25 protein-coding genes are annotated in these 25,759 nt (G+C 67.2%); 12 read left to right on the top strand and 13 right to left on the bottom strand.

Annotated features, from left to right (window positions below):
* Complete coding sequence (locus tag GN331_RS02030; protein WP_156639876.1) at nucleotides 1-1,674, bottom strand: tetratricopeptide repeat protein; 1,674 nt, start codon at nucleotides 1,672-1,674, stop codon at nucleotides 1-3.
* A gap of 88 nt (nucleotides 1,675-1,762) precedes the next feature.
* Between GN331_RS02030 and GN331_RS02025 the strand changes: the two genes are divergently transcribed.
* Nucleotides 1,763-2,872, top strand: coding sequence for an S-(hydroxymethyl)glutathione dehydrogenase/class III alcohol dehydrogenase (locus tag GN331_RS02025; protein ID WP_156639874.1), 1,110 nt, complete (start codon nucleotides 1,763-1,765; stop codon nucleotides 2,870-2,872).
* A complete protein-coding gene (fghA, locus tag GN331_RS02020; protein WP_156639872.1) occupies nucleotides 2,872-3,702 on the top strand; it encodes an S-formylglutathione hydrolase in 831 nt (276 codons plus the stop codon). The genes GN331_RS02025 and fghA overlap by 1 nt, the downstream gene beginning before the upstream one ends.
* On the opposite strand, the gene GN331_RS02015 is transcribed toward fghA, so the two are convergent.
* The gene (locus tag GN331_RS02015; RefSeq protein WP_156639870.1) at nucleotides 3,675-4,361 is read right to left on the bottom strand and encodes a Dph6-related ATP pyrophosphatase; all 687 of its coding nucleotides are present in this window, start codon (nucleotides 4,359-4,361) and stop codon (nucleotides 3,675-3,677) included. The two genes, fghA and GN331_RS02015, sit on opposite strands and share 28 nt — an antisense overlap.
* A gap of 305 nt (nucleotides 4,362-4,666) precedes the next feature.
* On the opposite strand from GN331_RS02015, the gene GN331_RS02010 reads away from it, so the two are divergent.
* Nucleotides 4,667-5,338 (top strand): helix-turn-helix transcriptional regulator, encoded by a 672-nt coding sequence (locus GN331_RS02010; protein ID WP_156639868.1) that lies wholly within the window; start codon nucleotides 4,667-4,669, stop codon nucleotides 5,336-5,338.
* Here the strand turns inward: GN331_RS02010 and GN331_RS02005 are convergent, their stop codons facing one another.
* The 6 genes from GN331_RS02005 to GN331_RS01980 all read right to left on the bottom strand — a co-directional run bounded on the left by GN331_RS02005 (nucleotide 5,339) and on the right by GN331_RS01980 (nucleotide 10,461).
* On the bottom strand, nucleotides 5,339-5,677 hold the full coding sequence (locus GN331_RS02005) for a hypothetical protein (protein WP_156639866.1): 339 nt from the start codon (nucleotides 5,675-5,677) through the stop codon (nucleotides 5,339-5,341).
* A gap of 65 nt (nucleotides 5,678-5,742) precedes the next feature.
* Nucleotides 5,743-6,687 (bottom strand): DegV family protein, encoded by a 945-nt coding sequence (locus GN331_RS02000; protein ID WP_156639863.1) that lies wholly within the window; start codon nucleotides 6,685-6,687, stop codon nucleotides 5,743-5,745.
* A gap of 54 nt (nucleotides 6,688-6,741) precedes the next feature.
* On the bottom strand, nucleotides 6,742-7,371 hold the full coding sequence (locus GN331_RS01995) for a 2-hydroxychromene-2-carboxylate isomerase (RefSeq protein WP_156639861.1): 630 nt from the start codon (nucleotides 7,369-7,371) through the stop codon (nucleotides 6,742-6,744).
* Between the two features lies 1 nt (nucleotide 7,372).
* Nucleotides 7,373-7,777 (bottom strand): DUF1761 domain-containing protein, encoded by a 405-nt coding sequence (locus GN331_RS01990; protein WP_156639860.1) that lies wholly within the window; start codon nucleotides 7,775-7,777, stop codon nucleotides 7,373-7,375.
* An 18-nt stretch (nucleotides 7,778-7,795) separates the two neighbouring features.
* On the bottom strand, nucleotides 7,796-9,013 hold the full coding sequence (locus GN331_RS01985; RefSeq protein WP_231734365.1) for an amidohydrolase family protein: 1,218 nt from the start codon (nucleotides 9,011-9,013) through the stop codon (nucleotides 7,796-7,798).
* Nucleotides 9,014-9,069: 56 nt separating this feature from the next.
* A complete protein-coding gene (locus GN331_RS01980) occupies nucleotides 9,070-10,461 on the bottom strand; it encodes an amidohydrolase (RefSeq protein WP_331713395.1) in 1,392 nt (463 codons plus the stop codon).
* A gap of 112 nt (nucleotides 10,462-10,573) precedes the next feature.
* On the opposite strand from GN331_RS01980, the gene GN331_RS01975 reads away from it, so the two are divergent.
* Genes GN331_RS01975 through GN331_RS01960 form a run of 4 tightly spaced genes read left to right on the top strand, consistent with a single transcriptional unit; the run spans nucleotide 10,574 to nucleotide 12,538 of the window.
* Complete coding sequence (locus GN331_RS01975; RefSeq protein WP_156639856.1) at nucleotides 10,574-11,350, top strand: AMP nucleosidase; 777 nt, start codon at nucleotides 10,574-10,576, stop codon at nucleotides 11,348-11,350.
* Nucleotides 11,347-11,886 carry a DUF924 family protein gene (locus GN331_RS01970; RefSeq protein ID WP_156639854.1) on the top strand — a complete coding sequence of 180 codons (540 nt, stop codon included), beginning with the start codon at nucleotides 11,347-11,349 and terminating at the stop codon, nucleotides 11,884-11,886. The genes GN331_RS01975 and GN331_RS01970 overlap by 4 nt, the downstream gene beginning before the upstream one ends.
* Before the next feature lie 17 nt (nucleotides 11,887-11,903).
* Nucleotides 11,904-12,308, top strand: a complete 405-nt coding sequence (locus GN331_RS01965; RefSeq protein WP_156639853.1) for a hypothetical protein — start codon at nucleotides 11,904-11,906, stop codon at nucleotides 12,306-12,308.
* Nucleotides 12,305-12,538 (top strand): hypothetical protein, encoded by a 234-nt coding sequence (locus GN331_RS01960; RefSeq protein WP_156639851.1) that lies wholly within the window; start codon nucleotides 12,305-12,307, stop codon nucleotides 12,536-12,538. The genes GN331_RS01965 and GN331_RS01960 overlap by 4 nt, the downstream gene beginning before the upstream one ends.
* A 1-nt stretch (nucleotide 12,539) precedes the next feature.
* Here the strand turns inward: GN331_RS01960 and grxD are convergent, their stop codons facing one another.
* Nucleotides 12,540-13,463 carry a Grx4 family monothiol glutaredoxin gene (grxD, locus tag GN331_RS01955; protein ID WP_156639849.1) on the bottom strand — a complete coding sequence of 308 codons (924 nt, stop codon included), beginning with the start codon at nucleotides 13,461-13,463 and terminating at the stop codon, nucleotides 12,540-12,542.
* Nucleotides 13,464-13,524: 61 nt separating this feature from the next.
* Between grxD and GN331_RS01950 the strand changes: the two genes are divergently transcribed.
* Nucleotides 13,525-14,301: a polysaccharide deacetylase family protein gene (locus tag GN331_RS01950; protein ID WP_156639847.1), complete on the top strand. Its 777-nt coding sequence runs from the start codon at nucleotides 13,525-13,527 to the stop codon at nucleotides 14,299-14,301.
* Here GN331_RS01950 and GN331_RS01945 read toward each other — a convergent pair.
* Genes GN331_RS01945 through GN331_RS01935 form a run of 3 tightly spaced genes read right to left on the bottom strand, consistent with a single transcriptional unit; the run spans nucleotide 14,298 to nucleotide 16,845 of the window.
* Nucleotides 14,298-14,969 carry a class I SAM-dependent methyltransferase gene (locus GN331_RS01945; RefSeq protein ID WP_425489269.1) on the bottom strand — a complete coding sequence of 224 codons (672 nt, stop codon included), beginning with the start codon at nucleotides 14,967-14,969 and terminating at the stop codon, nucleotides 14,298-14,300. The two genes, GN331_RS01950 and GN331_RS01945, sit on opposite strands and share 4 nt — an antisense overlap.
* Before the next feature lie 11 nt (nucleotides 14,970-14,980).
* On the bottom strand, nucleotides 14,981-15,595 hold the full coding sequence (locus GN331_RS01940) for an SGNH/GDSL hydrolase family protein (protein ID WP_231734315.1): 615 nt from the start codon (nucleotides 15,593-15,595) through the stop codon (nucleotides 14,981-14,983).
* Nucleotides 15,595-16,845 (bottom strand): aminotransferase class I/II-fold pyridoxal phosphate-dependent enzyme, encoded by a 1,251-nt coding sequence (locus GN331_RS01935; RefSeq protein ID WP_156639843.1) that lies wholly within the window; start codon nucleotides 16,843-16,845, stop codon nucleotides 15,595-15,597. Before GN331_RS01935 ends, GN331_RS01940 begins: the two co-directional genes overlap by 1 nt.
* A gap of 87 nt (nucleotides 16,846-16,932) precedes the next feature.
* Here GN331_RS01935 and rsgA point away from each other — a divergent pair, with 87 nt between their 5' ends.
* Together rsgA and GN331_RS01925 are read left to right on the top strand one after the other, a co-directional pair.
* Nucleotides 16,933-18,039: a ribosome small subunit-dependent GTPase A gene (rsgA, locus tag GN331_RS01930; RefSeq protein WP_331713327.1), complete on the top strand. Its 1,107-nt coding sequence runs from the start codon at nucleotides 16,933-16,935 to the stop codon at nucleotides 18,037-18,039.
* The gene (locus tag GN331_RS01925; protein ID WP_156639838.1) at nucleotides 18,039-19,304 is read left to right on the top strand and encodes a flavohemoglobin expression-modulating QEGLA motif protein; all 1,266 of its coding nucleotides are present in this window, start codon (nucleotides 18,039-18,041) and stop codon (nucleotides 19,302-19,304) included. Before rsgA ends, GN331_RS01925 begins: the two co-directional genes overlap by 1 nt.
* Here the strand turns inward: GN331_RS01925 and GN331_RS01920 are convergent, their stop codons facing one another.
* Nucleotides 19,305-20,651 carry a hypothetical protein gene (locus GN331_RS01920; protein ID WP_156639836.1) on the bottom strand — a complete coding sequence of 449 codons (1,347 nt, stop codon included), beginning with the start codon at nucleotides 20,649-20,651 and terminating at the stop codon, nucleotides 19,305-19,307.
* Nucleotides 20,652-20,754: 103 nt separating this feature from the next.
* Here GN331_RS01920 and GN331_RS01915 point away from each other — a divergent pair, with 103 nt between their 5' ends.
* Nucleotides 20,755-23,025: an NADP-dependent malic enzyme gene (locus GN331_RS01915; RefSeq protein ID WP_156639834.1), complete on the top strand. Its 2,271-nt coding sequence runs from the start codon at nucleotides 20,755-20,757 to the stop codon at nucleotides 23,023-23,025.
* 40 nt (nucleotides 23,026-23,065) lie between these two features.
* Nucleotides 23,066-25,723 (top strand): glycosyltransferase, encoded by a 2,658-nt coding sequence (locus GN331_RS01910; protein WP_156639832.1) that lies wholly within the window; start codon nucleotides 23,066-23,068, stop codon nucleotides 25,721-25,723.
* Nucleotides 25,724-25,759 lie beyond the last annotated feature (36 nt).

Genomic DNA, 25,759 nt, shown 5'->3' with positions numbered 1-25,759 from the left:
TCAGAACACCGCGGCCTGCAGCTGCGTATCGCTCCACTGCCACGCCGTCTGGAATTGCTTGCGCGTTTCGGTCGCGGCCTGCTTGTTCCCCATCGCTTCCTGCGCCTGCGCCAGGCCGAACAGGCCCCAGCCGTTCTTCGGGAATTTCTGCAGGTCGTTTTCGAACGCAGCCATCGCATCGGCCGGGCGTTTGGCCCGTAACAACGCGTTGCCCAGGTAGTTGCTGACGGGAAGCGGCCAGTCGGCGGGCTCGTTGTAGATCAGGCGATCCTCGATCTTCGCCGCTTCGCGCAGCGATGCGATGGCTTCATCGTGCTTGCCCTGCGATGAGGCGATCTCGCCGCGCAACACGCCGGCGCCGACCTTGAGCAGATCGCCGGCGTAGTTCGTGGTGCCGAGCATCAACTTGGCCATCGCCGGATCGTCGGCGAGCTGTTGCAGCGCCGCGAGTTCCTTCTGCGCTTCGGCCATGTTGCCCGTGCGCAATTGCGCCATGCCGCGCGCGAAATGCCAGATGCCGGTCGGATAGGGCTGCGGTGCGGGCGGTTGCGTGCGCGCCAGGATCGTGTCCCATTGTCCGAAGCGCACTTCGGTCTGCATCGGCACGACCACGTAGTGCTGCATGAAGGTGAGCGCGTCCAGTTGCGCCATGTCCGCGCGCTGGATCGTCTGCTCCGTCGCCTGCGTGGCGAGCGCACGCGCGCCCATCAGGCCCGCGCTCAAGGTGGCGAAGTGCCAGTTGTGCGGCACGTAACCGAGCGGGTACATGCCGTTGCTGCCCTTGCAGACCGCGAGGAAATCCTTGTCGGCGGTGGAGGCGCGGAAGTTCGCGAGCGTCGCGTCGTTGTAACGGCCCGTGCGGATGTAGATGTGCGCGGGCATGTGCACCAGGTGACCCGAGCCGGGCGCGAGATTGCCCAGCGTGTCGGCGAGTGCTTCGGCACGCGCCGGATCATCGGACGCTTCGACCGCGTGGATGTAGTAGTGGATCGCGCCGATGTGCTGCGGATTGCGCTTGAGCACCGTTTCGATCGCGCCGATGATCTTCGGCGTGTCGGCGTTCGGCTTCCCGCTGGTCCAGTAATTCCACGGCGTGAGATCCATCAGCGCTTCGGCGTACATGGCCTGCGCGTCATCATCGTCGGGGAATTGCGCGACGACGTTGCCCATCGCCTCGGCGTACGCCTTGTCGAGCGGCGCACGATCGGCGGGCGAGGGATCGGCATAGCGCTTCGCCAATGCTTCGATCAACGCGCGATCCGCGGGCTTCGCGTTGTCGGCGAGCGAGAGTGCTTTCTTCGCGAGTGCCGTGGCTTGCGGTGCGAGATCGGGCGACATCGGCAGGTTGATGTTCGGCCCGAGCACGAGCGCCTGGCCCCACACGCACATCGCGCACAGCGGATCCAGTTGCGCGGCATACGCGAATGCGTTGCCCGCGGCCTGGTGGTTGAACCCGTACATCAGGCGCATGCCCTGGTCGAAGTAACGCTGCGCGGCGGGCACGGGCGTGCCGATGTCGCGATGCAGTTGTCCGAAGTTCTCGAACAGCGGGGGCGCCGGGGTCGTGGCGGCCTGCTTCGGTGCGTTGGCCTCGCAGCCTGCGAGGACGAGTGCCGCGACAGCGGCGGCAAGGAGTGCGTAACGCATGAGCTTCACGCCGGTTCCGGGGGACATCAAGGGCATAACGGAACTCGGCGGGCGCAGCGGACGCGCACGATGCGGTAACGTTTGCGCATCGCAAGCCGCTTTGGAGACGCCCCCGATGAAATCCCGCGCCGCCGTCGCGTTCGGCCCCGGCCAACCCCTGAAGATCGTCGAGATCGACGTCGCACCGCCGCGCGCCGGCGAAGTGCTCGTGCGCATCACGCATACCGGCGTGTGCCACACCGACGCATTCACGCTGAGCGGCGACGATCCGGAAGGCTTGTTCCCCGCGGTGCTCGGGCATGAAGGTGGCGGTGTCGTCGTCGAAGTCGGCGAAGGCGTGACCAGCGTGCAACCCGGCGACCACGTCATTCCGCTCTACACGGCCGAATGCGGCAAGTGCAAGTTCTGCACCTCCGGCAAGACCAACCTGTGCCAGGCCGTGCGGGCGACGCAGGGCAAGGGCGTGATGCCCGACGGCACGTCTCGCTTCACGTACGAAGGCAAGCCCATCTTCCACTACATGGGCACGAGCACGTTCAGCGAATACACGGTGTGCGCGGAGGTCTCGCTCGCGAAGATCGATCCGAAGGCGCCGCTCGAAAAAGTGTGCCTGCTCGGTTGCGGCGTCACGACCGGTCTCGGCGCGGTGCACAACACCGCGAAAGTGAAACCCGGCGACAACGTTGCCGTGTTCGGACTTGGCGGCATCGGCCTTGCGGTGGTGCAGGGCGCGAAGGCCGCAGGCGCTGCGCGCATCATCGGCGTCGATACGAATCCGGCGAAGTTCGATCTCGCACGCGCGCAGGGCGCAACCGACACGATCAACCCGAAGGATTACGACAAGCCGATCCAGGAGGTCATCGTCGAGATGACCGACGGCGGCGTGGAGTTCAGTTTCGAATGCATCGGCAACGTCGATGTCATGCGCTCGGCGCTGGAGTGCTGCCACAAGGGTTGGGGCGAGAGCGTCATCATCGGCGTAGCGGGTGCGGGGCAGGAAATCCGCACGCGTCCGTTCCAGTTGGTGACCGGGCGCGTGTGGCGCGGATCGGCGTTCGGTGGCGTCAAGGGCCGCACGCAATTGCCGGGCATGGTGCAGCAGGCGATGCGCGGGGAAATCCAGCTCGATCCCTTCATCACGCACAACTTGCCGCTGGAACAGATCAACGAAGCTTTCGATTTGATGCATCGCGGTGAATCGATTCGCACTGTGATTCACTTCTGATGCACAAGCTCGAATCGCACTTGTGCTTCGGCGGCACGCAGGAAGTCTGGGCGCATGCGGCGTCCTCGACGTCCTGCGAGATGCGCTTCAGCGTGTTCCTTCCGCCGCAGTCGCAGAACGCGCGTTGCCCGGTGCTGTATTTTCTTTCCGGGCTGACGTGCACCGAGCAGAACTTCATCAACAAGTCCGGCGCGCAGCGCTACGCCGCCGAGCATGGTTTGATCATCGTCGGGCCCGATACGAGCCCGCGCGGCGCGGGCGTGCCGGATGCGGAAGGCGACGATATCGGCCTGAGTGCGGGCTTCTACGTCGATGCGACGCAGGCGCCCTGGTCCGCGCAATACCGCATGCACAGCTACGTCACGCAGGAATTGCCGGCGCTGATCGAGGCCGCCTTTCCCGCGACCGACGTGCGCGGCATCACCGGTCATTCGATGGGCGGGCACGGCGCGCTGATCTGCGCGCTGCGCAATCCGGGACGCTACTGCAGCGTGTCGGCGCTCGCGCCGATCTGCTCGGCGTCGCGGGGTTGGGGCCGCAAAGCGTTCCCCGCGTACTTCGGCGAGAACCCCGATACGTGGCGCCAGTGGGATGCGTGCGATCTGTTGCGCGCTTCAGAGGATCGCCTGCATTTGCTGGTCGACCAGGGCGATGCGGATCCGTTCCTGAAGGACAAGCTCCAACCGGATCTGTTGCGCGAAGCCTGCATCGAAGGCGGCCACACACTCGATCTGCGCATGCGCCCGGGTTACGACCATGGCTTCTACTTCGTCGCTTCGTTCGTCGGCGATCACATCGCGCATCACGCGGCGGCGTTGAAGTCCGTATAAGCGAAACGCGCGTCGCGCAGCACCGACTCGCCGCGTTCGACGGCGATCGGCTGCGCGAACATCGGCCCCGCGTGCACCAGCGTGTGGAACTCGCCGCGCTCGCCGCACGGATCGCAGGACGCCGGCAGGTCCGCCAACAACCGCGCATCGAACGCGCGTCCGCTGAATGTCGCATCGAGTTGTTGTGTATCGACGCAACACAGATGCGCGCGCAACCCGCCCTCGATCATCTCGCGCGCGAGGGTCGCCGTGTCGCGACCGAACAACGGAAACCGCGGCGTCCATCTCAGCCGCGCGCACAAGGCTTCACGCCAGGCCTTCACGTCTTCGAGGAACAGATCGCCGAACGCGATGTCTTCGCAGGCTGGCCAGCGCGTGCGCGCTTCACTCAACGCAGCCGCGAACGACGCCTCGTACGTTGCGTTGTCGCATTGCGGTGGGATGACGGCTTCGATCACGGGCAAGCCCGCCGCGCGCGCCTGCGCCTGCAGCAAATCGCGTCGAATGCCGTGCATCGCGATGCGGTCGTAGCCGGAGGTGACGGTCGTGACGAGTGCGACCACGTCGACCTCGCCCGCCGAACGCAACGCGTGCAATGCCCACGCGGCATCCTTTCCACCGCTCCAGGACAGCACGGTCTGGCGTTTGACGGATGGCATGCGGCGTCCTCACGCGAAGGCAACACCATTGTCGCCGGGCCTCACGTTCCGCACAAAAAAAGGCGACGGAGCTTGGGTCTCCGTCGCCAGTGGGCTGCATGAAGGGGGTACATGCAGCGGAGGACGAGGCGCACGACTTCGACACTCGTGCTGCGGTTTGGAGACTCTGCTTGCCGCCCCTTCCGCGCAATCGCCGTGTGGGGGGAATGGCCGCGTGTCCGGTTTGCGGGGAGACCGGCGTTCACGAGTGAGCGGCGAGAGCTAATGGGGGGCGCGCCGCACTGTGTCCAACCAAGGGCCCCGTAATGGCTGCAATGCCTGTGCTGGTGATCGGTCTCGATGCGGGATGGCGCGCGCGCATGCAGCGCCTGCTCGCGATGCGGGGCGAATTCGACTGGCTGGGCGCCTATGCCCCGGGCCAGCCGCGCGAAACTCCCAACGGCCAGCCTGCGCTGCTGCTGCTCGACGGCGACGATCCCGAGGTCGAGCGCGAACGCCGCAAGCCGCAACTCCCCGCGCCGCGCCGCCTGTACTTCTATCGCAACCCGAATGTCGAAGCGCTCCAGCACTGCGTCGAATCCCAGGGCCATGCGTGCCTGGACAAGCACGATTCCCCCGACACGGTGATGCGGGCGATCCACGCGGCCGAGTCCGGCCTGTTCGTCGTCGCGCCCGAGCTGCTGCTCGAAGCGCTGCATGCCGGCACCGGCGTGCCCGCACCGGCGCCGATCGCCGAAGTCCCGTTGCACGGCACGCCCGACCACACCGGCGATTGGTCGTCGCTCACCGAGCGCCAGCGCGAAATCGTGCATTGGGCCGCGCGCGGCATGAGCAACAAGCAGATCGCGCGGCAACTGGGCATCAGCCCGGAAACCGTCAAGACGCACCTGCACCACGTGTTCGAACGCGAAGGCGTGCACGGGCGCATGGCACTGCTCGCCGCGCATGTCGGCGAGCGCGCGACGACGTCGGGCTAACTACGCACCCACGTCCCGCAGTTGCCAACCATCGCCTGCGAGCAGACGCAGGCGATGTCGCAGGATGCTCGCGGGCAACGTGGTCGTCGCCACCAGATCGATGCGCAGGTCGTTCTGTTCGCCGCTGACGCTCGCGGACGGATCGACCGCGGCCAACGCCTGGTCCACATCGTCGGGATCTTCCTGCACGCCGCGCCAACGTTCGAACAAGGCCGTCGAGCGCAATGCATCCTGCAACTCCGACGCGAATTCCGCCGCGCCGTGCGCGCGGAACGAGGTGTTCGCATCGGCGCCGCGCGCGGTCTTCGGATCGGGCAGGCTGAGGTAATAACGGGTCATCGGGTTCGACTCCTGTCGGGACGCACACATGCTGGCTTGTCCGCCGCGTGCGCGGCGTCAAGGCCTCAGGCTTCGAACGCGTGCGGCTCCGACGCGAAGCCCACCACCAGCGCGCCCTTGCCCACGTTGACCATGCCCGTGAGGCTCATGACGCTCTCGAACAATTCGACGTTGTAGCTCTGGCAGGTCACGCGCAGGTCTTCGTAGCCGGGCAGGGCGCGCATTTCGGCCAGGTCGCCGCCGTAGCTCAGGCAGACCGTCGGCGTCATCAGGCCACGGCGCACGCGATCGGCGGTGTGCGCGAAGAGCTTCTGCACCGCGGTGTCGAAGCCCTTCACCTTCGCGATCGGCTCGGTCTGCCCGCGATAACCGCGCAGCACCGGCTTGATGTCGAGCGCCGAACCGAGCGCCGCGCTGAGCAGGCCCACGCTGCGATCGCCCTTCTTGCGGGCCCGCGCGCGCAGGTAATACAGGTCGCGCGGGATCATGAAACCGTAGGTGTGCAGCGCGAGGTTTTCCAGGCGCGCGCGGATCTTCGGCGCGCCTTCGCCGGCCTTGACCAGGCGCACGGCTTCCACCGCGGTGATGCCCTGCGCGGCGAACAAGGTTTGCGTATCGATCACGCGCAGCGCGAACGGCGTGTCGTGGCCGGCGGCCGAACGCACCGTGCGGTATTCGTTGAGGATCGCGTAACTCGCCTGCAGCGCGTTGTCGTAGATCGGGCTGCGCGTGCGCGTGATCGTCATGCAGAACACGTAGTCGTAATCGATCACCAGCTTCTTGAGGAAGACATCGGTGATCTGTTCGACGGAGAACGGCGCGGTCTCGGCTTCGGCGCCGCGTTCGGCGACGTGCGTGCGCAGGAACTCGAGCGTCTCGCGCTCGTCGCGCTGGTCCTCGCGGGTTTCATCGCCGATGCGGACCGTGATGGGGAGGATCGTGAAACCGTTGCGACGCAGATAGTCGCCAGGCAGATCGCACGCCGAATCCACCACCAGACCGATACGCATTGCCGGCTCTCCCCCGCGAACATTTGTGACCGAGTTCGCGGACCCTACCGCAACTCAGGGCAGGCGGGAAATCCCGACGGGCAGGGTGGACACGCGCTGCATCTGCGGATCGTCGAGCACCGCGGGATCGTGCAGTGCAGCAAGCGCGAAGGGATGCGCGTCGTTGCCCCAGAACAGCTGATCGCCGATCTGCAGGGTCGGTACGCCGTACACGCCGGCTGCGATCGCGGCCTCGGTGTTCGCGCGCAGGGCGGTCTTGGTTTCCGCAGCGGTGATCGCTTCGGGCGCGATGCCCAGTCGATCGAGCAGCGGGGCGAGCGCCGCGTCGCTGTCGGCCGCGCGCCCGTCGCGCCAGATCCAATCGAAGATCGTATCGACCGCCTCGGGCGTGCTGCCCGCCGCGATGCATGCGCGCAACGCGCCGAGCGGGTTGAACGGATGCGTCGGCGGGAAGGTCATCGGCACGCCTTCGGCACGTGCCTGCCACAGCACGTGCCGATAGGTGAACTCGCGCTTGCCCGGGATTTCGGCCGGCCCCTTCTGCCCGGCCGCCGAAAGGACCGCGCCGAACACGACAGGCACCGGCTCCACCACGTGCGTCGCACGCAAGCCCTTCACCTTCTGCCAGTGCAGGTAGGAGAAGGGCGAGAGGAAGTCGAAGTACCAGCGCAGCGGCGCGCCCATGTCAGTGCCAGGCGCCGATGATCAGGCCGTACAGCGCGAATTGCAGGATGTGGTAACCCGCGTCGATCAACCACAGCTTGAAGCTGCGCCCGGCGAAGGCGTAGTTGATGCCGAAGCTCATCGCCACGTAGAAGAAGCCGACCATCACGCCGGTGTGCACCGACTTCCACAACTCCGGCCCGATGTTCATCAGGTGGAGCAGCATCGCGAAACCGTACGCGGCGATCAGCGCCGCGACGAACGCGATGCCGAAGGTTTTCGCCGGATGCGATTTCGGCGGCGCGCTCGGGTCCACGCCCGCTTCGCGGCACCACGCGTTCTTGAACAACGGCCCGTACCACAGGCCGCCCAACACGAACGCGGACACCGCCGCGGCCACGATCGCCAACCAGTTCAATGCGTGCATCGGAACCTCCCCGGCTCCTCAGTCGGAGCCGGCAGGATACGCGCGCGGCAGGCCGCCGGGCGAATGCAGGTAGCGGTCGCGCAATTCGGTCTGGCGCGAACGCATCGGCTGCGCACGACCGTCGAGCCACACGGCTTCGGCCAGCGCCGTGACGTCGAGCGGATCGCCGCTCCACAACACCAGGTCCGCGCGCTTGCCGACGGCGATCGTGCCGACCTCGCCATCCACGCCGAAGACCTGCGCCGGCACGCGCGTCAGCGCCGCCAGACCGTCTTCCCACGGCAGACCGTTGGCCACCGCGTTGCCGGCCATCTGCCGCACCTTGCGTGCGTGATGCGAGCCTGCACTCTGGATCGCGACCTCGACGCCCGCATTGTGCAGGCGCGCCGCGTTTTCCAGCGTCGCACCGAGCTGGTCGAAATCCGACGGCAAGTCGGCGAGCGTGTCGACGAACACCGGCACCTTCGCCGCGGCCAGTTGATCGGCGACCTTCCACGCTTCCGCGCCTCCGGTCACCGCGACGCGCACGTTGTTGCGCTTGCTCCATCGCAGCAGTTGCACGATGTCGACCGCGCGATTGACGTTGACGACGATCAGGCCGCGACGATCCAGGAACTTCGCGAACGCCGCGCGCCCCATCGGCGTGAGCATCGCGAACTTCGAATCGGCCGACATCCGCCCGCGCGCTTCGGCGACGAGCTGGTCGAGGATCATCCACTGCGCGGCGCGCGAGTTGCCGGTGAGGTTGGAGGCGGCCGCACCGAGCGAGAGGAACAAGGCCTTCGGGCCGAGCGGATCGAGGCTGCCATCCAGGCGCACGACGCCGCCCTGTCCGCCGACGATCGAACCGCCCGTCGTCGAGCCCGCCGCGAGCATCGTCCAGCCAATGCCTTCCACGCGCGCGACCGGCAACAACACCGATTCGGGGTTGTAGGCGAGCGTGACGTCGAATTCCGGGCGCACCGCCGGATCCTTTTCTTCGCCGAGCGATTGCTGGCTGTCGACGGTGACGCTTTCGCCGCTGACTTCTTCCAGGCCGATGTCGGTGATGCCGCCGAACAGGGCCGGCGTCAGCGCGCGACCGTTGGCTTCGACCACCGTTGCATCACCGGCCTGCAGGTTGGTGCCGATCGCCGCGATGCGCCCGTTGCGGACGAGCACATCGGCGTGTTCGAGCGTGCCGCGCGACGTCGCGGTGTGCACCTTCGCGTTGCGCACGAGCAAATCCTGCGCCATCGCGGTGCCCGACAGGGCGAGCGCGCACGCGACGGCGAGTGTCTTCAGTGCAGCGTTCATCGCACACCTCCGCGCCCGCTCTGAGCAGGCGAGTCGTCCTGGCCGAGCATGAAATCCGATTTCGGTTGGCGCGATGGATCGTTGCGATCGTACAAACGCGCGCCGTCGACGTAGACCTGTTCGGCGTGCGCGTACACGGTGAACGGATTGCCGTTCCACACGACGAGATCGCCCATCTTCCCCGGCTCGAGCGTGCCGGTCATGCCGTCGATGCCCATCGCCTTGGCGGGGTTCTGCGTGATCCAGACGATCGCGTGCTCGGGCGTGATGTCGATGCCGATGCGATGCGCGTTGGCGATCACCTTCGCCGCTTCCTGGTTGAGGCGCTGGATGCCTTCCTCGCTGTCGGAATGCACGATCGCGCAGCCGTTGGGCGCGCGGTCGACGAGCGCGATGTTTTCCTGGATGCCATCGAAGGCTTCCATCTTGAAGCCCCACCAGTCGGCCCACAGCGCGCCGCACGTGCCCGCCGCGGCGAGCTTGTCGGCGATCTTGTAGGCCTCCACGCCGTGGTGGAACGCGGAAATCTTGAAGCCGAATTCCTTCGCCAGGTCCAGCATCGTCGCCATTTCATCGGCGCGATAGCAGTGGATGTGCACGCGGATGTCGCCGTTGATCGCGCCGGCCAACGTATCGTTCTTGAGATCGCGCTTGCCCGGTTCGGCGTCCTTTCCTTCGCCGCCCTTCTGCTTCTTCATGTAATCGGCCGCTTCGATGAAAGCGGCGCGGTAACCGGCGACGTTGGCCATGCGCGTGGCCGGGCCGCCCTTCTGGCCATAGACGCGCTTGGGGTTTTCGCCGCAGGCCATCTTCAGGCCCCACGGCGCGCCGGGGAATTTCATTGACTGGTAGGTCGTCGACGGCACGTTCTTCAGCGTTGCGCCGCGGCCACCGATGAGGTTGGCCGAACCCGGCAACACCTGCAGGCTCGTGATGCCGCCCGCGAGCGCGGTGAGGAAGCCCGGATCCTGCGGCCAGATCGAATGCTCGGCCCAGACGTTCGGCGTGACCGGACCGGTCATCTCGTTGCCGTCGCTGTGCGCGCTCATGCCCGGGCTCGGATACACGCCCAGGTGCGAGTGGATGTCGATGATGCCCGGCGTGACCCACTTGCCCTGCGCATCCACGCGCGTGGCACCCGCGGGCGCCTGCAGGCCCGTGCCGACGGCGACGACCTTGCCGTCCTGCAACAACACGTCCGCATTCTCCAGGCGCGTGCCGGTGCCGGTGAGCACGGTCGCGCCGGTGATGAGCACCGGCGGCGATTGCACGCGCTGGTAGGTGCTCGGATACGGATCGTCCAGCCAGCTGGGCCTGGCGGATGCGGCGGCGGGTGCGTCGGACTTCGTCGCGGAGCTTGCGCAGCCGGCGATGAGGACCGTCGCGATGACGGCAACGATGGGCTTGAGCAACACGGTCGATCCCCTTGATGGCGCAAGTCCCGAACGCTATCCGCTGCCCGATGCGAACGCCACCATGTCTTTGGTCATAATCATGGCCATGAAGGACAAGCCCCAGATCGTCGAAAACTGGCTGCCGCGTTACACGGGCGTGCCGCTGGACCAGTTCGGCGAAACCATCCTGCTCACCAATTTCGGCGGCTATCTCGGACACTTCGCGCGGCTCACGGGCGCGGAAGTCGTCGGCCTGGACCGCCCGATGCCCAGCGCGACGGCCGACGGCATCACGATGATCAACTTCGGCATGGGCAGCCCCAATGCCGCGACGATGATGGACCTGCTCTCGGCGATCATGCCCAAGGCCGTGTTGTTCCTCGGCAAGTGCGGTGGGCTCAAGCGCAAGAACCAACTCGGCGATCTCGTGCTGCCCATCGCCGCGATCCGTGGCGAAGGCACGTCCGACGATTACCTGCTGCCCGAAGTCCCCGCGTTGCCGGCCTTCGCGCTGCAACGCGCGGTGTCGACGATGATCCGCGACCTCGGCCACGACTACTGGACCGGCACGGTGTACACCACCAACCGCCGTGTGTGGGAACACGACGAAGCCTTCAAGGAACGCCTGCGCGTGATGCGCTGCATGGCGATCGACATGGAAACGGCGACGGTGTTCGCCGCGGGTTTCGCCAATCGCATTCCGAGCGGCGCGCTGTTGCTGGTCAGCGACCAGCCGATGGTGCCCGAAGGCGTGAAGACCGAAGCGTCCGATGCGCGCGTGAGCGCGGAGTTCGTCGAGCGCCACATCCAGATCGGCATCGAAGCCTTGCGCCTGATTCGACGCCACGGCAAGAGCGTGAAGCACCTGAGGTTCGACGAATGACGACACCGAGCGACATCATCGATTTCTGGCGCGAAGCCGGGCAGAAAAAGTGGTTCGGCGGCGGCGCCGAATTCGACAGCGAGTGCGACGCGCGCTTCCACGACCTGCATTTCCGCGCGGCATCACGCTCGCTCGATGCATGGCTGGAATCGGCGGACGGCACGCTCGCGCTGCTGATCCTGCTCGACCAGATCCCGCGCAACATCTTCCGCGGCACCGCGCACCAGTACGCGACCGACAGCCTGGCGCGCAGCATCGCGCGGCATGCCGTCGATGCCGGCTTCGACCAGCAGATCGAACCGGCGCTGCGCATCTTCGTCTACCTCCCGTTCGAACACTCCGAGGATCACGCCGACCAGGTGCGCGCGCAGGCGCTGTACGCGGCGATGCCCGACGGCGACCAGGGCGGGTGGGCGAAGAAGCATTTCGACGTCATCGCGCAATTCGGCCGCTATCCGCATCGCAATCGCGTGCTGGGGCGCGAGAGCACGGCGGCTGAACAAGCGTGGCTGGATGCGGGTGGTGGATTCGGTTAGTGCGCTAGCATCGCCGCATGATCACCACGCTCATTCTCCTCGCCGCCACGGCGACCACGCCCGCCGCCCCCGCGACGGTGGCTCCCGCGCCCGCCGCTCACGTTGCAACGCTCGACTACGACGCCGCCAAGGCACTCGCCGATCGCGACGAAGCCGGGATGTCGAAACTCTCCGCCGACATGCTGCGCCGCTCGCAGGCCGGCGTGCTCGATCGCGCCGCCGATTCGTGCCGCACGGACGAAGCGCCGAAGTCCTTCACGGTCGTGCTCGAACTCGACGCGCAGGGCCGCGCGACCAACCACTGGCGCAGCGAGGACACCGGGCTGGCCAAGTGCATGGACGAGAAGCTTTCGCGGCAGATGTTCTACGTGCCGCAGAAGGCGCCGTTCTACATCTCGTTCGAAGTCTCGTTCACGAAATGACGCTCGGCGAATACAAACATCCGCCGAAGCCCGACGTGCGCGTCGGGATCGGGCTGCTGATCATCGGCGTCGTGATGGCGGGCTGGGGTTTCTGGCAGATGGCCGAGTTCATGCAGGCCAATGGAGCGTCCGCGCCCTTCCGCGGGCGCGTCGTCCTGCATGCGATGTTCGCCGTGCTCGGCGTCGTCTCGTTCCTGCGCGGCGTGCGAACGCTGCTGTCGCGGCGCTGACTCAGTACTTCGCGACGCCCGGCTCGACGTCCGCCCAGGCGTCGATGCCGCCGGCGATGTTGTAAACCTCGCGGAAGCCCTGCTGGCGGAAATGTTCCGCTGCCTGCGCGCTGCGGTTGCCGTGGTGGCACAGGAACGCGAGCGCCGTGTCCTTCGGCAACGCGTCGATCGGTTCCAGGCCGTCGTCGAAATTCAGCACTTCGCCGCCGATGGCCGCGAGCGCGCGTTCTTCCGACGGACGCACGTCGACGATGCGCAGCGTGCCGGCAGCGCGGCGTGCGATGGCTTCGGCCGGCGTCATCGACTTCACGACCGGCGGTGCATTCGGGTTCTCGATGACCAGGCCGCGGCCGCGAGCGTCGTCGGCCCAATCGATGCGCAGGCCCTTCGCGCGGCGTGCGCCGGCGAGGTCGAATTCGACACGGATGCCGTCGACCACCGTGGTGATCGCGTTCGGATCCGGCTGCGCCAGATGCAAGCGCGTGCGGTATTGCGGATCGATGTCCATGCGCACGACGACGTCGCCGCCGGCATCGGTGATCGCGGTGCGCAACATCGCAATCGCGGCTTCGCCGATTTCGATCTGAGGCGGCGTGCGATCCGGCGGCGGCAGGCCGAGCGCGCCGTGCAGTTCGCCGGAGTTCGCCATCTGCTCGATGATGTCGCTGCCGCCGACGAGCTCACCGCCGATGTAAAGCTGCGGGATCGTCGGCCAGTCGCCGTAGAGCTTGATGGCGTCGCGGATTTCCGGATCGGCCAGCACGTCGACGTGCTTGTAGTCGATGCCCAGCGAGTTGAGCGCGCCCACGGCCTTCGCCGAGAAGCCGCATTGCGGCGCCTGCGGTTGTCCCTTCATGAACAGGACGATGCGGTTGTCCGCGAGCAGCGTGTCGATGCGCGAGCGGAGGGCGGGGTCGAGGGACATGGTGCGATTCCGGGACTGCTGGGGGGAGCCGCCATTGTAAGCCTTGAGGCAAGATGGCCCCATGACCGAGGTCGTCGCTCCCCGCCGTGTCCCGCGCCGCCCGCATGCCTGGGCGTGGTGCCTCGTGGCGTCGCAGGTGCTCGTCGTGTGGCTGTGGTGGCGCTTCGGCTGGCAGGTCGGGTTGCCGGCGATGGTCGCCTCGCATGCGCCCTTCTGGTGGGCGACGCTGGTGCCGGATTCGGCCCTGTTCAGCCCGGTGCTGCGGCGCCTGCCGACGCCGGCGCAGGTCGCCTGGCTGACGATCGACGACGGCCCCTCGCCGGACACGCGCGCGGTGCTGGACCTGCTGGATGCCTTCGATGCGAAGGCCACCTTCTTCCTCGTCGGCGAACGCGCCCGCGCGCATCCGGACCTCGTGCGCGAAATCGCGCGCCGCGGCCACGGCATCGGCAATCACAGCGCGACGCATCCGCAGGCCTGGTTCTGGGCGTTGCCGCCCACGCGCATGCGCGATGAAATCGAGCGCACGCAGGCGACCCTGCGCGAACTCACGGGCACCACGCCGCACTGGTTCCGCGCCGTCGTCGGCATGGCCAATCCCTTCGTCGCGTCCGTGTTGAAAGCAAACGGCCTTACGCGCGTGGCGTGGAGTGCGCGTGGTTACGATGCGTTCGCCTCGGATCCGCAACGCGTCGCCGATCGCATCGAAGGGCAGCTTTCGCCCGGCGCGATCGTGTTGCTGCATGAAGGCGCGAAACACGGGCGCAATGTCGAAGTCTTGCGCGTGGTGCTCGAACGATTGCAGGCGCGGGGTTATCGCGCGGTGCTGCCCGACTAGTCGCGCGCTGCGACGATCCGCCAGTTGTTGAACGGCGTGCTGCCATAGAGCGGCGTGAATGTCGCACGCAGACCCGCGGCTTCGAATCGCGCGCGCAGCCGTTCCGCATCCGGATACGCCTTCGGTGCCGACGGCATCCAATGCACGACACGCGAGAGGATGTCCATGCGCCGCGTCGTGCGCGAACGCATGCTGCCGTCGTCCAGGCCCGTGCGAATCACGAGTTTCGCGCCGGGTGCGATGCACGCGATGGCGGTCTCCAGCAGCGCGTCCTGCGCTTGCGGCGGCACGAACTGCAACACGTCGAGCACCGCGACGCTGCCGAGGTGCACGGGCATCCCCAGCGCGAGATCGACGACATCGAACGCGACGTCCTGCAATCCCGCACGCGCCGCGCCGCGCTGCGCCTGCGCGATCTTCGGCGCATCGATGTCCACGCCCCGGTAGGGCATCGACAGGCCATTCGTGCGCAGCGCATGCGCGAGCAGGCCGATGCCGCAGCCCAGGTCGAGCACGGGCGCGGACGTACCGCGCAACGCATCGAGCACGCCCGGATACAAGGGATCGGTGCGCAACTTCACGCGCGAGTAGTAGTAGAGCGAACGATTGCCGTACCAACGATCCGGCAGGAACGCGCGGGCGATGCGCAGCGCGTCGGCCGACGGCAGCGCGGCGTCGGTCATTGCGCGAGCAACTTGCGTGCGACGGGGAGCGCGAGCTGCGTCCACGTGGTGTACATCGCGCCATCGGGATGCAGGCCGTCTTCGGCGACCTGCGCGGCGTTGGCGCGGCTGGCCGGCGTGATGTCGACGAACACCACGCCATGCGCCTGCGCGATCTCGCGCGCGACGGCGTTGAAGGCATCGATCTCTGCGGAGACATTCACGCGATCGCGCGCTTCGGTCTTCGCGAAGGGCGTGACGCCCCAATCGGGGATGCTCACGACGAACACGCGATCGGCGCGGCCGTTCGCGAACCCGATCGCACGCGCCAGCAACGCGCGGAACTCGCTGCGATAGTCGGTGACGGTGCGCCCGCGATACTGGTTGTTCACGCCGATCAGCAGCGACACCAGGTCCCAGTGGCCGAGCGGCTCGGCAACATCGATCGCCGAGTTGAGTTCGTCGGTCGTCCAGCCCGTGGTTGCGATGATGCGCGGATCGCGCAGCGCGATCTGCTCCTCGCGCAAGGCGCGCGCGAGCTGCACGGGCCAGCGCAGGGACGCATCGACGCCTTCGCCGATCGTGTAGCTGTCGCCCAGCGCGAGGTACCGCATGCCGGCGGGCTTGGCCATCACGCCACCGCACTGCGGCGCGCGGCCGCGGTTTCGGCGCGGCGGGCAAGCACGCGTTCGATGCGCGCGAACACTTCGCGCAACATCGGTGCTTCAGGCAACAGCGTCACGCGGAAATGATTGCGGAAGGGCACGTTGAAGCTCGAACCCGGCACGACCAGCACGTCTTCGGCTTCCAGCATCTCCAGCGCGAAGGCGTGATCGTCGAAACCCTCGGCCGCATCGCCGACGACGGCGGGGAAGCCGTACAACGCCCCTTGCGGCGCGACGAGCGACAAGTGTTCGCTCGCATCGCAGCTTTCGATCAACGCCTGGCGGGTGTCGTGCAAACGGCCGCCCGGCGAGGTCAATGCGCGGATCGTGTCGACGCCATGCAGCGCCTGCTCGATCGCGAATTGCCCCGGCACGTTCGCGCACAAGCGCAGCGCGCCGAGCAGATCCATCGCATGGTGGAAGTCGCCGCTGGCGAGCGGATCGCCGCTCAGCACGGCCCAGCCCACGCGCCAACCGCACGCGCGATGCACCTTCGACAAGCCGCCGAAGGACAGGCAGGGCAGGTCGCCGGCGAGCGGTGCCAGGGGCTGGAACGTCGCGTCGTCGTACAGGATCTCGTCGTAGATCTCGTCGGACATCAGCAGCAGGTGGTGCTTCGCGGCGATGGCGACGATGCGTTCGAGCAGTTCGCGCGGATAGCTCGCGCCGGTCGGGTTGTTCGGATTGATCAGCACGATCGCGCGCGTGCGCGGCGACACGAGCTTCGCGATCTCCTCTGGATCCGGAAGGAATCCGTTTTCCGGCAGGCAGCGGTAGTACACCGGACGGCCGTCGTTGAGGATCGTCGCGGCCGACCACAGCGGATAGTCGGGCGAGGGCAGCAGTACTTCGTCGCCCGGATTGAGCAGCGCGCGCAGGCTGAGGTCGATCAACTCGCTCACGCCGTTGCCGACGAACACACGTTCGGGTGATGCGTTCGGCGTGCCGCGGCGGCGATGGAATTCGGCGATCGCCTCACGCGCGGCGGGCAGGCCCTGCTGGTGCGTGTAGGGATCGGTGTGGGCGATGCCGTCGGCGATCGCGCGCTGCAGGTGTTCCGGTGCGCGGAAGCCGAAAGCGCCCGGATTGCCGATGTTGAGCTTCACGAGCGTGCGGCCCTGGGCCTCCAGCTCGCGGGCGCGTCGTGCCAGCTCTCCGCGGATCTCGTATCGGACTTCGGACAGGCGTTCGCGGGTCTTCAGGCTGCGCATCGACATCGGGGGAGATTCGAAAACGTGGAGGCACGCAAGCCTAGCAGGACATTGAGCGCTAGAATCCGGAGCAATGACGACCCACACCCGCCCGTGACCCCCTCCCTGCGCGCCATCGGTTGGCCCTACGCCGCGCAGGTGGAAGACGCGGCGTGGCAGGAAACGCTTTCAGCGCATCCGCAGGCGCGGCCGGCACGCGTGACCGAGCAACATCGCACCGGTTATGTCGTCGCCGAAGGCCCCGACGCGGGCTTCAAGGCCGAATCTCCGCCGGAATGGCAACGCGCCTCCAGCTATCGCAAGGGCGGCATCGCGCCGGAAGATCGCGCGGCCGTCGGCGACTGGGTGCTGCTCGAAGGCAAGAAAATCGTTGCGCTGCTGCCGCGACATACCGCGATCAAGCGCGGCGCGGCGGGCGAGCATTACAAGCAGCAATTGATCGCGGCCAACATCGACACGGTGTTCGTCGTGTGCGGGCTCGACGCGGACTTCAACCCGCGGCGCATCGAACGCTACCTCGTGCTGATCGGCGGCAGCGGCGTCACGCCCGTCGTCGTGCTGACGAAGGCGGACAAGGCGCTGGCCGAGAACGCGAACGCCATCGACGATGCGCGTGCCGCGCTCGAAGGCGTCGCGCAGGGCGTGCAGGTCGTCGCGGTGAACGCGAAGGACCCCGACAGCGTCGCCGCGCTCGCGCCCTGGTTGGGCGCAGGGCAGAGCATCGTGCTGGTCGGTTCGTCCGGTGCGGGCAAATCCACGGTCACCAACACGCTGCTCGGCGTGGAAAAGATGAAGACCGGCGAAGTGCGCGAGAGCGATTCGCGCGGCCGCCACACGACGACGCATCGTGCGCTGATCCCGCTGCCGTCCGGCGCGTGCATGATCGATACGCCCGGCATGCGCGAACTCAAGCCGACGGGCGAGGAAGACATCGCGGAAAACTTCGGCGACATCGAAGCGCTCGCCGAGCAATGTCGTTTCCGCGACTGCAAGCATGCGAAGGAACCGGGTTGCGCAGTGCGCGCGGCGATCGATGCCGGCAAGCTGGATGCCGCGCGCTTCGCCAACTTCCTCAAGTTGCGCGACGAAGTCGCCGGCGCCGCGAACCAGCTCGCCACGCGCCTGAACCAGAAGGCCAACGACAAGGTGCAGAACAAGGCCTTGTACAAACGCATCGACGACAAATACGGGCGCCACTGATGGTCGAACTGGCCGACGACGTCCTCTATCACGCCGCGCTCGACGCGCGCATGGTGAAGGCCGCGCGCGGCATCCGCCTCCTGAACTCGGTGAGCTGGGCGGCGAGCGAGCAGGCCCGTTTCATGGAGGGCTACAACCGCGGCGAATACTCGCTGCCGCGGCACGAATACCCGAAGTTCGATTTCACCGAGGCACGTCGCGAACTCGCGGCGGTCGAAGCCGCCGCCGACCCCGACCACCCGCTCGGCCATTACGTCGGCGATTCCGCGCGCAGCTGGGGCATCGCGTGCGAGCTGCTGGAATGTCTCGGCACGCCCGATGTGACGCGCCATTCGATCCGCCTGTTCGGCCGCCCCGACGAGCCCTTGCCCGGCGGCGGACCGACGACGCGCGAAGCCGCGCACCACTTCATCGACATCGCCAACGAACTCGACAAGGAATTGCTCGCGCCGGAAGAACAGGTGCAGATTTCCGCGACGGCGTTGCAGTTGCAGCTCCAGGCGTCGCTGGACGATTTCTTCAACGCGCGCATGATCGAAGTCGTGCTCGATCCCGAATTGATCGCGAAGGCCGCCGCCGGCGCCACGCGCATCCGCCTGCGTTCGAGCGCGGCCTTCAGCGACTACGACCGCCACCAATTGCTCGAACACGAGGCGTTCGTCCATTCGCTGACCGCCCTCAATGGGCGCGAACAGCCGCAATTGCAGAGTCTGTCGCTGTCCTCGCCGCGCACCACCGCGACGCAGGAAGGCCTGGCGACCTTCGCCGAACAGATCACCGGCAGCATCGACATCGAGCGCATGAAGCGCATCAGCCTGCGCATCGAGGCGGTCGCGCGCGCGTTGGAAGGCGCGGATTTCATCGAGGTGTTCCGCTTCTTCCTCGACGCAGAGAACCCGCCGCTGGAAAGCTTCGTCTCCGCGCAGCGCGTGTTCCGCGGCGTACCGACGACCGGCGGCTACGCTTTCACCAAGGACACGGTGTACGTGCGCGGCCTGATCGGCGTGCACACGTTCTTCCGCTGGGCGCTGCGCAATCGCAAGTTGCGCCTGTGCCGCATGTTGTTCGCAGGGAAGATGACGCTCGCCGACGTGCAGCGCTTCGAGCCGATGTTCGATTGCGGCGCGCTGGTGCCGCCGCGCTGGTTGCCGCAGTGGGTCGCGCGCGCCAACGGGCTCGCCGGCATGCTCGCCTTCTCGTTGTTCGCCAACCGCATTCGGCTCGACCAGGTGATGGCGTCGGAAGGCTTGTTCGAACTGCAGTGATCAGCGGGCCGGCGAGAGCTGGCCGTCGCGCGCGATCGTGAAATCAGCCGGTTCGTTCGGCCCGACGAGCCGCACGCGATCGCCCATCCTGACGCCGCGATATTCGGGAATCGCGTGCGTGAGGCGCACGAACATCCATTCCTTCGCATCCGCATCCGGCCGCAGGCGCACTGGCGGCGCATCGGGTGCACGCGCACGCAGCACTTCCGCGAGCGCGGGCGAGAACACCGACTGCACGCGGCCCACTTCGAGCATCACGCCCATCACCACGACGCCGTGCAGCACGGTCATCAACGCCATCGTGCCGAGCGCCATGCGGCCCCAGCGCGCGGTGCGCGCCCATGCGGCCGCGCCGCTCAGCGCATACACGGCGGCGAAACCGTAGGCGTAGTGGTTCGACGCCGAGCCCAGCAGCAGCACCGGGCCGAGCGCCGCGCCGCCCGCGATGATCGCGAAGGCCGCCAGGCGCGGGCTGCCGCGCCACATCGCGGCGAGCCACGCGCACCACAGCACGGCCGACATCAGCAGGAACTTGAAACCCGAACTGGGCAGCGTGCTGTGCGTTTCGATCACGCGCACCATCGGCGAGAACAACTGGTATTCGACCCAGCGCACGGCGATGTTCGACACCTTGGCGGTGTAGAGCGTCGGCGCGCCCGAAGCGTGCAGCAGCACCGGCAGGCGTACCGCGAGATACGCCGCGGCTGCGGCCCATGCGCCGATCGCGGCCGCGCTCCAGCGCTTCTCGCGCGTGAAGACCCACGCGACGGTCGCGACGAGGGGAATCGACAGCGCGGCTTCCTTCGCGAGCAAACCGACGAGCGTCGCGAGCGCCGCCACCGCCGCGATCGCCCAGAGCGAACGCAGGCGCAACGCAGCCCACGCGATCGCCAGCCCGCACGTCAGCCATGCCAGGTCCGCGATCGTGCCGATCCATCCGTGCGCGACCACCGCGTACGGGCTCATCGCGAACACGAGCGCCGCCAGGGCGCTCGTGCGCGCCTCGATGCCGGCGCGGCGGCCGATCGAATACAGCAAGGCCGCATTCCCGGCACCCCAGGCCACGAGCACCGCATGGAAGGCCTGCGGCGTTTCGAACAGCCAGCGCGACAGCGTCATCCACAGGTTGAAGGTCAGCGGGCGGTACTGGAACGTCGCGACATCGAACCAATCGACCGGATGGCCCAGGTGCGTGGCGTAGTACGCCCACTGGAGCTCGTCGTGGCTGAAGTACCCCGGGTTCAGCACGAGCGGCGCCTGGAGCAGGAACGCGGCGAGCGCGACGGCCCAGGGGGCCGGGCTGTCCAGTAGCGCGGTCCAGCGTCGAGGGGAGGACGCAGCGGCCATCAAAGGGGGTTCCGTGAAGACAGCCCGCATTCTAAGCACCGGCCAGCGACCAGCGCCCGGCCCGGTAGGTAGAATCGACGACCCCACCCGCGCCACGGCCAGCATGACCGACGACCTCAAGCAATCCGCGCTCGATTACCACCGCATGGAGCCGCGCGGGAAGATCAAGGTCGTTCCCACCAAGCCGATGGTGACCCAGCGCGACCTGTCGCTGGCCTATTCGCCCGGCGTGGCCTACGCCTGCGAAGCGATCGTCGCCGACCCGAACCAGGCCAGCGAGATGACCGCGCGCGGCAACCTCGTCGCGGTGATCACCAACGGCACCGCCGTCCTGGGCCTGGGCGACATCGGCCCGCTCGCCGGCAAGCCGGTGATGGAAGGCAAGGGCGTGCTGTTCCAGAAGTTCGCGGGCATCGACGTGTTCGACATCGAGATCGACGAGCGCGATCCGGACAAGCTGGTCGACATCATCGCCTCGCTGGAGCCGACCTTCGGCGGCATCAACCTGGAAGACATCAAGGCGCCGGAGTGCTTCATCGTCGAGCGCAAGCTGCGCGAGCGGATGCACATCCCGGTCTTCCACGACGACCAGCACGGCACCGCGATCATCGTCGGTGCCGCCGTTTACAACGCGCTGGAAATCGTCGGCAAGAAAATCGGCGACGTGAAGCTGGCCACCGCCGGCGCGGGCGCGGCGGGCATCGCGTGCCTGGACATGCTGGTCGCGCTGGGCATGAAGCCGGAAAACATCCTGGCGTTCGATCGCGAAGGCGTGCTGTACACCGGCCGCGGCCACATGGATCCGGACAAGCTGCGTTACGCGCGCGACACCGACAAGCGCACGCTCGCCGACATCGTCGATGGCGCCGACATCTTCCTCGGCCTGTCCGCCGGCGGCATCCTCAAGGCGGAGATGGTCGCCACGATGGCCGACCGCCCGATCATCCTGGCGCTCGCCAACCCGAATCCCGAGATCCTTCCGGAAGAGGCCAAGCGCGTGCGCCCCGACGCGATCATCGCCACGGGCCGTTCGGATTACCCGAACCAGGTCAACAACGCGCTGTGCTTCCCCTACATCTTCCGCGGCGCGCTCGACGTGGGCGCGACGGAAATCAACGAAGCGATGAAGCTCGCCTGCGTGCGCGCCATTGCCGCGCTCGCGCGTCGTGAAGCCTCCGATCTCGCCACGGCGTACGGCGGCGAAGTGCCGTGCTTCGGCCCCGAGTACATCATTCCGCGTCCGTTCGATCCGCGCCTGCTCGTGATGCTCGCGCCCGCCGTCGCGCGCGCGGCGATGGACTCGGGCATGGCCACGCGGCCGATCCTCGACTTCAAGGCCTACGAAGAAAAGCTCGGCCAGTTCATCTACCGCACCGGCCTGGTCATGAAGCCCTTCTACGACCGCGCGCGCAGCGACAAGCAGCGCGTGGTGTATGCCGAAGGCGAAGAGGAAACCGTGCTGCGCGCCGTGCAGACGGTGATCGACGAAGACATGGCGTTCCCGGTCCTGATCGGCCGTCCCGATGTCATCGACGCGCGCATCGAGCGCCTGGGCCTGCGCATGCGCCCGGGCGTGGATTTCGAACTGACGAACATCAACGACGACCCGCGCTTCAACGATTACTGGCACCAGTACCACGCGCTGACCGAACGCCGCGGCGTCACGCCGGCGGCGGCGAAGAACCTGATGCGTTCGCGCCCGACGCTGATCGGCGCGCTGATGGTCGAGCGCGGCGAAGCCGACGCGATGATCTGCGGCCTCGTCGGCCGCTATCACAAGAAGCTGGGCTACCTGCGCAGCGTGTTCGAACTCGACCCCGGTTTGACCAGCACTTCGGCGATGACCGGCGTGATCAACGAACAGGGCGTGTGGTTCTTCCTCGACACGCACGTGCAGATGGATCCCACGGCCGAGCAGATCGCCGAAAGCACGCTGCAGGCGAGCTACCGCCTCAAGCTGTTCGGCATCGAACCGAAGGTCGCGCTGCTCTCGCATTCGAACTTCGGCAGCCACGACGACCCCAGCGCGCGCAAGATGCGCCAGGTGCGCGAGATCCTCAAGGCGCGCGTGCCCAAGCTCGAAGTCGACGGCGAAATGATGGCCGACACCGCGTGGGACGAAGACCTGCGCCTGCGGATCATGCCGAACACCACGCTCAGGGGTCGCGCCAATCTGTATGTGTTGCCGAATCTGGATTCGGCCAACATCACCTACAACATGGTGCGCGTGATGACCGACGGCGTGGCGATCGGCCCGATCCTGATGGGCATCGACCAGCCGGCGCATATCCTGACGCCCGCAAGCACGCCGCGCCGCGTGGTCAACATGACCGCCATCGCCGCCGTGGAAGCGCAGATCCGCAAAACCCGATAGCCGGCTTCGACAAGCACGCCTCGCAGGACGCATCCCCCCGATGTCCGACAACCCGACCGCGACGATCCTCGTCATCGCCTACAAGATGGAGGCGATGATCGCGGAGGCGATCCGCTCCGCGCTGGCGCAAACGATCCCGTGCGAGATCATCGTCTCCGACGATTGCTCGCCCGACGGCACGCTGGACGCCGCGCGCAAGGCGGTCGAAGGCTACAGCGGCCCGCATCGCGTCTCGGTGCGCAGCACGCCGCGCAACCTCGGCCTGTGCGCGCATCTCACGGAACTGGCGGGCATCGCGACCGGCGAGGTACTCGTCTTCCAGGCGGGCGACGACGTCTCGTATCCGCAGCGCGTGGAGCGTCTGCTCGCGACCTTCGTCAAATATCCCGATGCGCAGATCGTCGGCTCGCTCGTGGACGACATCGACGCGCGCGGCAAGCCGATCGAACTCGCGGTGCGTGGCACGCCGTTCGAAGTCGACCAGGGCTGGCTGCTGCGACGTGGCAAGCTCGCCGCGGTGCTGGGCGCTTCGATGGCGATCCGCCGCACCTTGCTGACCGACTTCCCGCCGATGGAAGGCATGGTCGAAGACAACATGCTCACCCTGCGCGCGGTGCTCGCGGGCCGTTGCTTCTGCGTGCAGCAGTCGTTGATCGGCTATCGCCGGCACGATGCGAACCTCGGCGACTGGGTGTTCGACCGCAGCGCCAACGACGCGGCCACGTATGAACGTCGCAATCGACGCGTGCTGCAGATGTATCGCGAGATCGCGGCCGACCAGCGCAAGTGCGTCGCCGCGCGGCCGGATCTCCCGGAAGCCAAGCGTGTCGTCGGGCTGCAACTCGCGCAGATGTATGCGCTGGAAGCCGATATGCGCGAAGCCGTGCTCGACCAGCCGCGGCATCGCTGGGTGGCGCCGCTGTGGCGCGGGCTGATGCATCCGGGGCTGCGCCGCAAGAGCGTGGAGCGCGCGGTGAAACTCGTGTTGCCGCGTAGTACGTTCGGGCAGGGCGACATCGCCGGGCGCGCGGGCGGTCGTTTCAAGGATTGGAACCGGCGCCGGCTGGATGCGCGCCGCATTCGCCATGCCGATCGCCGCGGCGAAGGCCCGGATTACACGCAGTGGGTGGCGCAGTTCGACACGATGGATGACGCCAAGCGCGCCGCGCTGATCGAACGCGCGAACAAGCTGCCGCCGGTGCCGATCGCCATCGTGATGCCGGTGTACAACCCGTCGCCGGCGTGGCTCGCCGAAGCGATCGACTCGGTCATCGCGCAGGCCTACCCGCATTGGGAGTTGTGCATCGCCGACGATCTGTCGACCGATCCGCAAGTCATCGCGACGCTCGATGCCTACGCGCAACGCGACAAGCGCATCCGTGTGATCCATCGCGCCGTCAACGGGCATATCTCCGCGGCGTCGAACTCGGCACTCGAAATCGTCACCGCGCCGTGGGTCACGCTGCTCGATCACGACGACCTGCTCGCTGAACACGCGCTGCTGTGCGTCGCCGAAGCCATCGCGGCGGCGCCCGAGGTCGCGGTGATCTATTCGGACGAAGACAAGATCGACGACGCGAACCATCGCCGCGAAGCGTTCTTCAAGCCCGACTGGAATCCCGAGCTGGCGCGCGCCTACAACATGGTGTCGCACTTCGGCGCGTACCGGACCGCGTTGCTGCGCGAGGTCGGCGGCTTCCAGGTGGGATACGAAGGCGCGCAGGATTACGACCTGATGCTGCGCTGCGTGGATCGCATCGCGCCGACGCAGATCGTGCACATCCCGCATGTGCTGTATCACTGGCGCATCCACGACGCGAGCACCGCCGCCGGCAACGCGGTGAAGCCGTATGCGCTGGAAGCCGGGCGTCGCGCGATCCTCGAACATCTCGCGCGCAACGGCCTCACCGGAGACGTGCAATCGCATCCGACGGGCTATTACGTCGTCGATTACACACCGCCGTCGCCGCTGCCGAGCGTGACCGTCGTGATCGCCGATCCCGGTGATGCGAAGGCGCTGGCCGCATGTCGCGACGCCGTGCAGGGCACCGGCTATCCCGGACTCGACGTGCGTGTCGCCGCGGCAACGCCCGCTGCACTCAACGTCGCGGTGCGCGAAAGCGCCGGCGCGATCGTCGTCATCCTCGATGGCCGATGCGTGCCCGAAGACGACACATGGCTGCTGCGCGCAGTGGCCTGGGCCGCGCGTCCGAACAACGGTGCGATCGGCGGCAAGGTGTTCGATGCCGAACGTCGCGTCCTCTCGAGCGGTGTGCTCATCGGCGTCGATGGCGCGTGGTCGGCGATGGACGGCGGCGCGCGCGCGGATGGCGTCGGTTACGTCGGCCGCGCGAAGCTGCCGCAGAACCTGACCGCGTTGATGCATGGCCTGGTCGCGATGCCGCGCGGTTTGTTCGTCGACGCAGGGGGCCTGGACGAAACCTACGCAACGCTCACCGGCGCGATGCTCGATCTCACGCTGCGCATCGGCCGCAGCGGCCTGCGCCACACATGGGTGCCGTCGCTGCGAATGCAGGTGGATGCGCCCGGGAACGCGTTCGACACGAACGACGCCGACAACCAGAAGCTGGAAGCCACGTGGGCGTTGTCGAAGATGGTGGATCCGGCCTACAACCCGAACCTGGGCAACCGGTCGCGGCACTATTGGTACGCGCATCCGCCGCGCATCCGGGCATGAAAAAACGCGCGCCGTTTCGGGCGCGCGTTTCGAAGA

Origin of the sequence: Noviluteimonas gilva (assembly GCF_009740395.1) — a bacterium.
GTDB classification, from domain to species: Bacteria; Pseudomonadota; Gammaproteobacteria; order Xanthomonadales; family Xanthomonadaceae; genus Noviluteimonas; species Noviluteimonas gilva.
The sequence above is the reverse complement of the archived record's forward strand: the minus strand, read 5'-3'. Positions and strand labels throughout refer to the sequence as shown.

What these genes read in the sequence shown, in the direction of transcription:
- grxD (WP_156639849.1), bottom strand. Translation starts at nt 13,463, where the DNA reads ATGTCCCTCGACCCCGCCCTCCGCTCGCGCATCGACACGCTGCTCGCG.
- GN331_RS02010 (WP_156639868.1), top strand. Translation starts at nt 4,667, where the DNA reads ATGGCTGCAATGCCTGTGCTGGTGATCGGTCTCGATGCGGGATGGCGC.
- GN331_RS01950 (WP_156639847.1), top strand. Translation starts at nt 13,525, where the DNA reads ATGACCGAGGTCGTCGCTCCCCGCCGTGTCCCGCGCCGCCCGCATGCC.
- GN331_RS01970 (WP_156639854.1), top strand. Translation starts at nt 11,347, where the DNA reads ATGACGACACCGAGCGACATCATCGATTTCTGGCGCGAAGCCGGGCAG.
- GN331_RS02005 (WP_156639866.1), bottom strand. Translation starts at nt 5,677, where the DNA reads ATGACCCGTTATTACCTCAGCCTGCCCGATCCGAAGACCGCGCGCGGC.
- GN331_RS01990 (WP_156639860.1), bottom strand. Translation starts at nt 7,777, where the DNA reads ATGCACGCATTGAACTGGTTGGCGATCGTGGCCGCGGCGGTGTCCGCG.
- GN331_RS01965 (WP_156639853.1), top strand. Translation starts at nt 11,904, where the DNA reads ATGATCACCACGCTCATTCTCCTCGCCGCCACGGCGACCACGCCCGCC.
- GN331_RS01995 (WP_156639861.1), bottom strand. Translation starts at nt 7,371, where the DNA reads ATGGGCGCGCCGCTGCGCTGGTACTTCGACTTCCTCTCGCCCTTCTCC.
- GN331_RS01920 (WP_156639836.1), bottom strand. Translation starts at nt 20,651, where the DNA reads ATGGCCGCTGCGTCCTCCCCTCGACGCTGGACCGCGCTACTGGACAGC.
- GN331_RS01985 (WP_231734365.1), bottom strand. Translation starts at nt 9,013, where the DNA reads ATGGCGCAGGATTTGCTCGTGCGCAACGCGAAGGTGCACACCGCGACG.
- GN331_RS01940 (WP_231734315.1), bottom strand. Translation starts at nt 15,595, where the DNA reads ATGGCCAAGCCCGCCGGCATGCGGTACCTCGCGCTGGGCGACAGCTAC.
- GN331_RS01975 (WP_156639856.1), top strand. Translation starts at nt 10,574, where the DNA reads ATGAAGGACAAGCCCCAGATCGTCGAAAACTGGCTGCCGCGTTACACG.
- GN331_RS01935 (WP_156639843.1), bottom strand. Translation starts at nt 16,845, where the DNA reads ATGTCGATGCGCAGCCTGAAGACCCGCGAACGCCTGTCCGAAGTCCGA.
- fghA (WP_156639872.1), top strand. Translation starts at nt 2,872, where the DNA reads ATGCACAAGCTCGAATCGCACTTGTGCTTCGGCGGCACGCAGGAAGTC.
- GN331_RS02000 (WP_156639863.1), bottom strand. Translation starts at nt 6,687, where the DNA reads ATGCGTATCGGTCTGGTGGTGGATTCGGCGTGCGATCTGCCTGGCGAC.
- GN331_RS01910 (WP_156639832.1), top strand. Translation starts at nt 23,066, where the DNA reads ATGTCCGACAACCCGACCGCGACGATCCTCGTCATCGCCTACAAGATG.
- GN331_RS02030 (WP_156639876.1), bottom strand. Translation starts at nt 1,674, where the DNA reads ATGTCCCCCGGAACCGGCGTGAAGCTCATGCGTTACGCACTCCTTGCC.
- GN331_RS01925 (WP_156639838.1), top strand. Translation starts at nt 18,039, where the DNA reads ATGGTCGAACTGGCCGACGACGTCCTCTATCACGCCGCGCTCGACGCG.
- GN331_RS02025 (WP_156639874.1), top strand. Translation starts at nt 1,763, where the DNA reads ATGAAATCCCGCGCCGCCGTCGCGTTCGGCCCCGGCCAACCCCTGAAG.
- GN331_RS01960 (WP_156639851.1), top strand. Translation starts at nt 12,305, where the DNA reads ATGACGCTCGGCGAATACAAACATCCGCCGAAGCCCGACGTGCGCGTC.
- GN331_RS01915 (WP_156639834.1), top strand. Translation starts at nt 20,755, where the DNA reads ATGACCGACGACCTCAAGCAATCCGCGCTCGATTACCACCGCATGGAG.
- GN331_RS02015 (WP_156639870.1), bottom strand. Translation starts at nt 4,361, where the DNA reads ATGCCATCCGTCAAACGCCAGACCGTGCTGTCCTGGAGCGGTGGAAAG.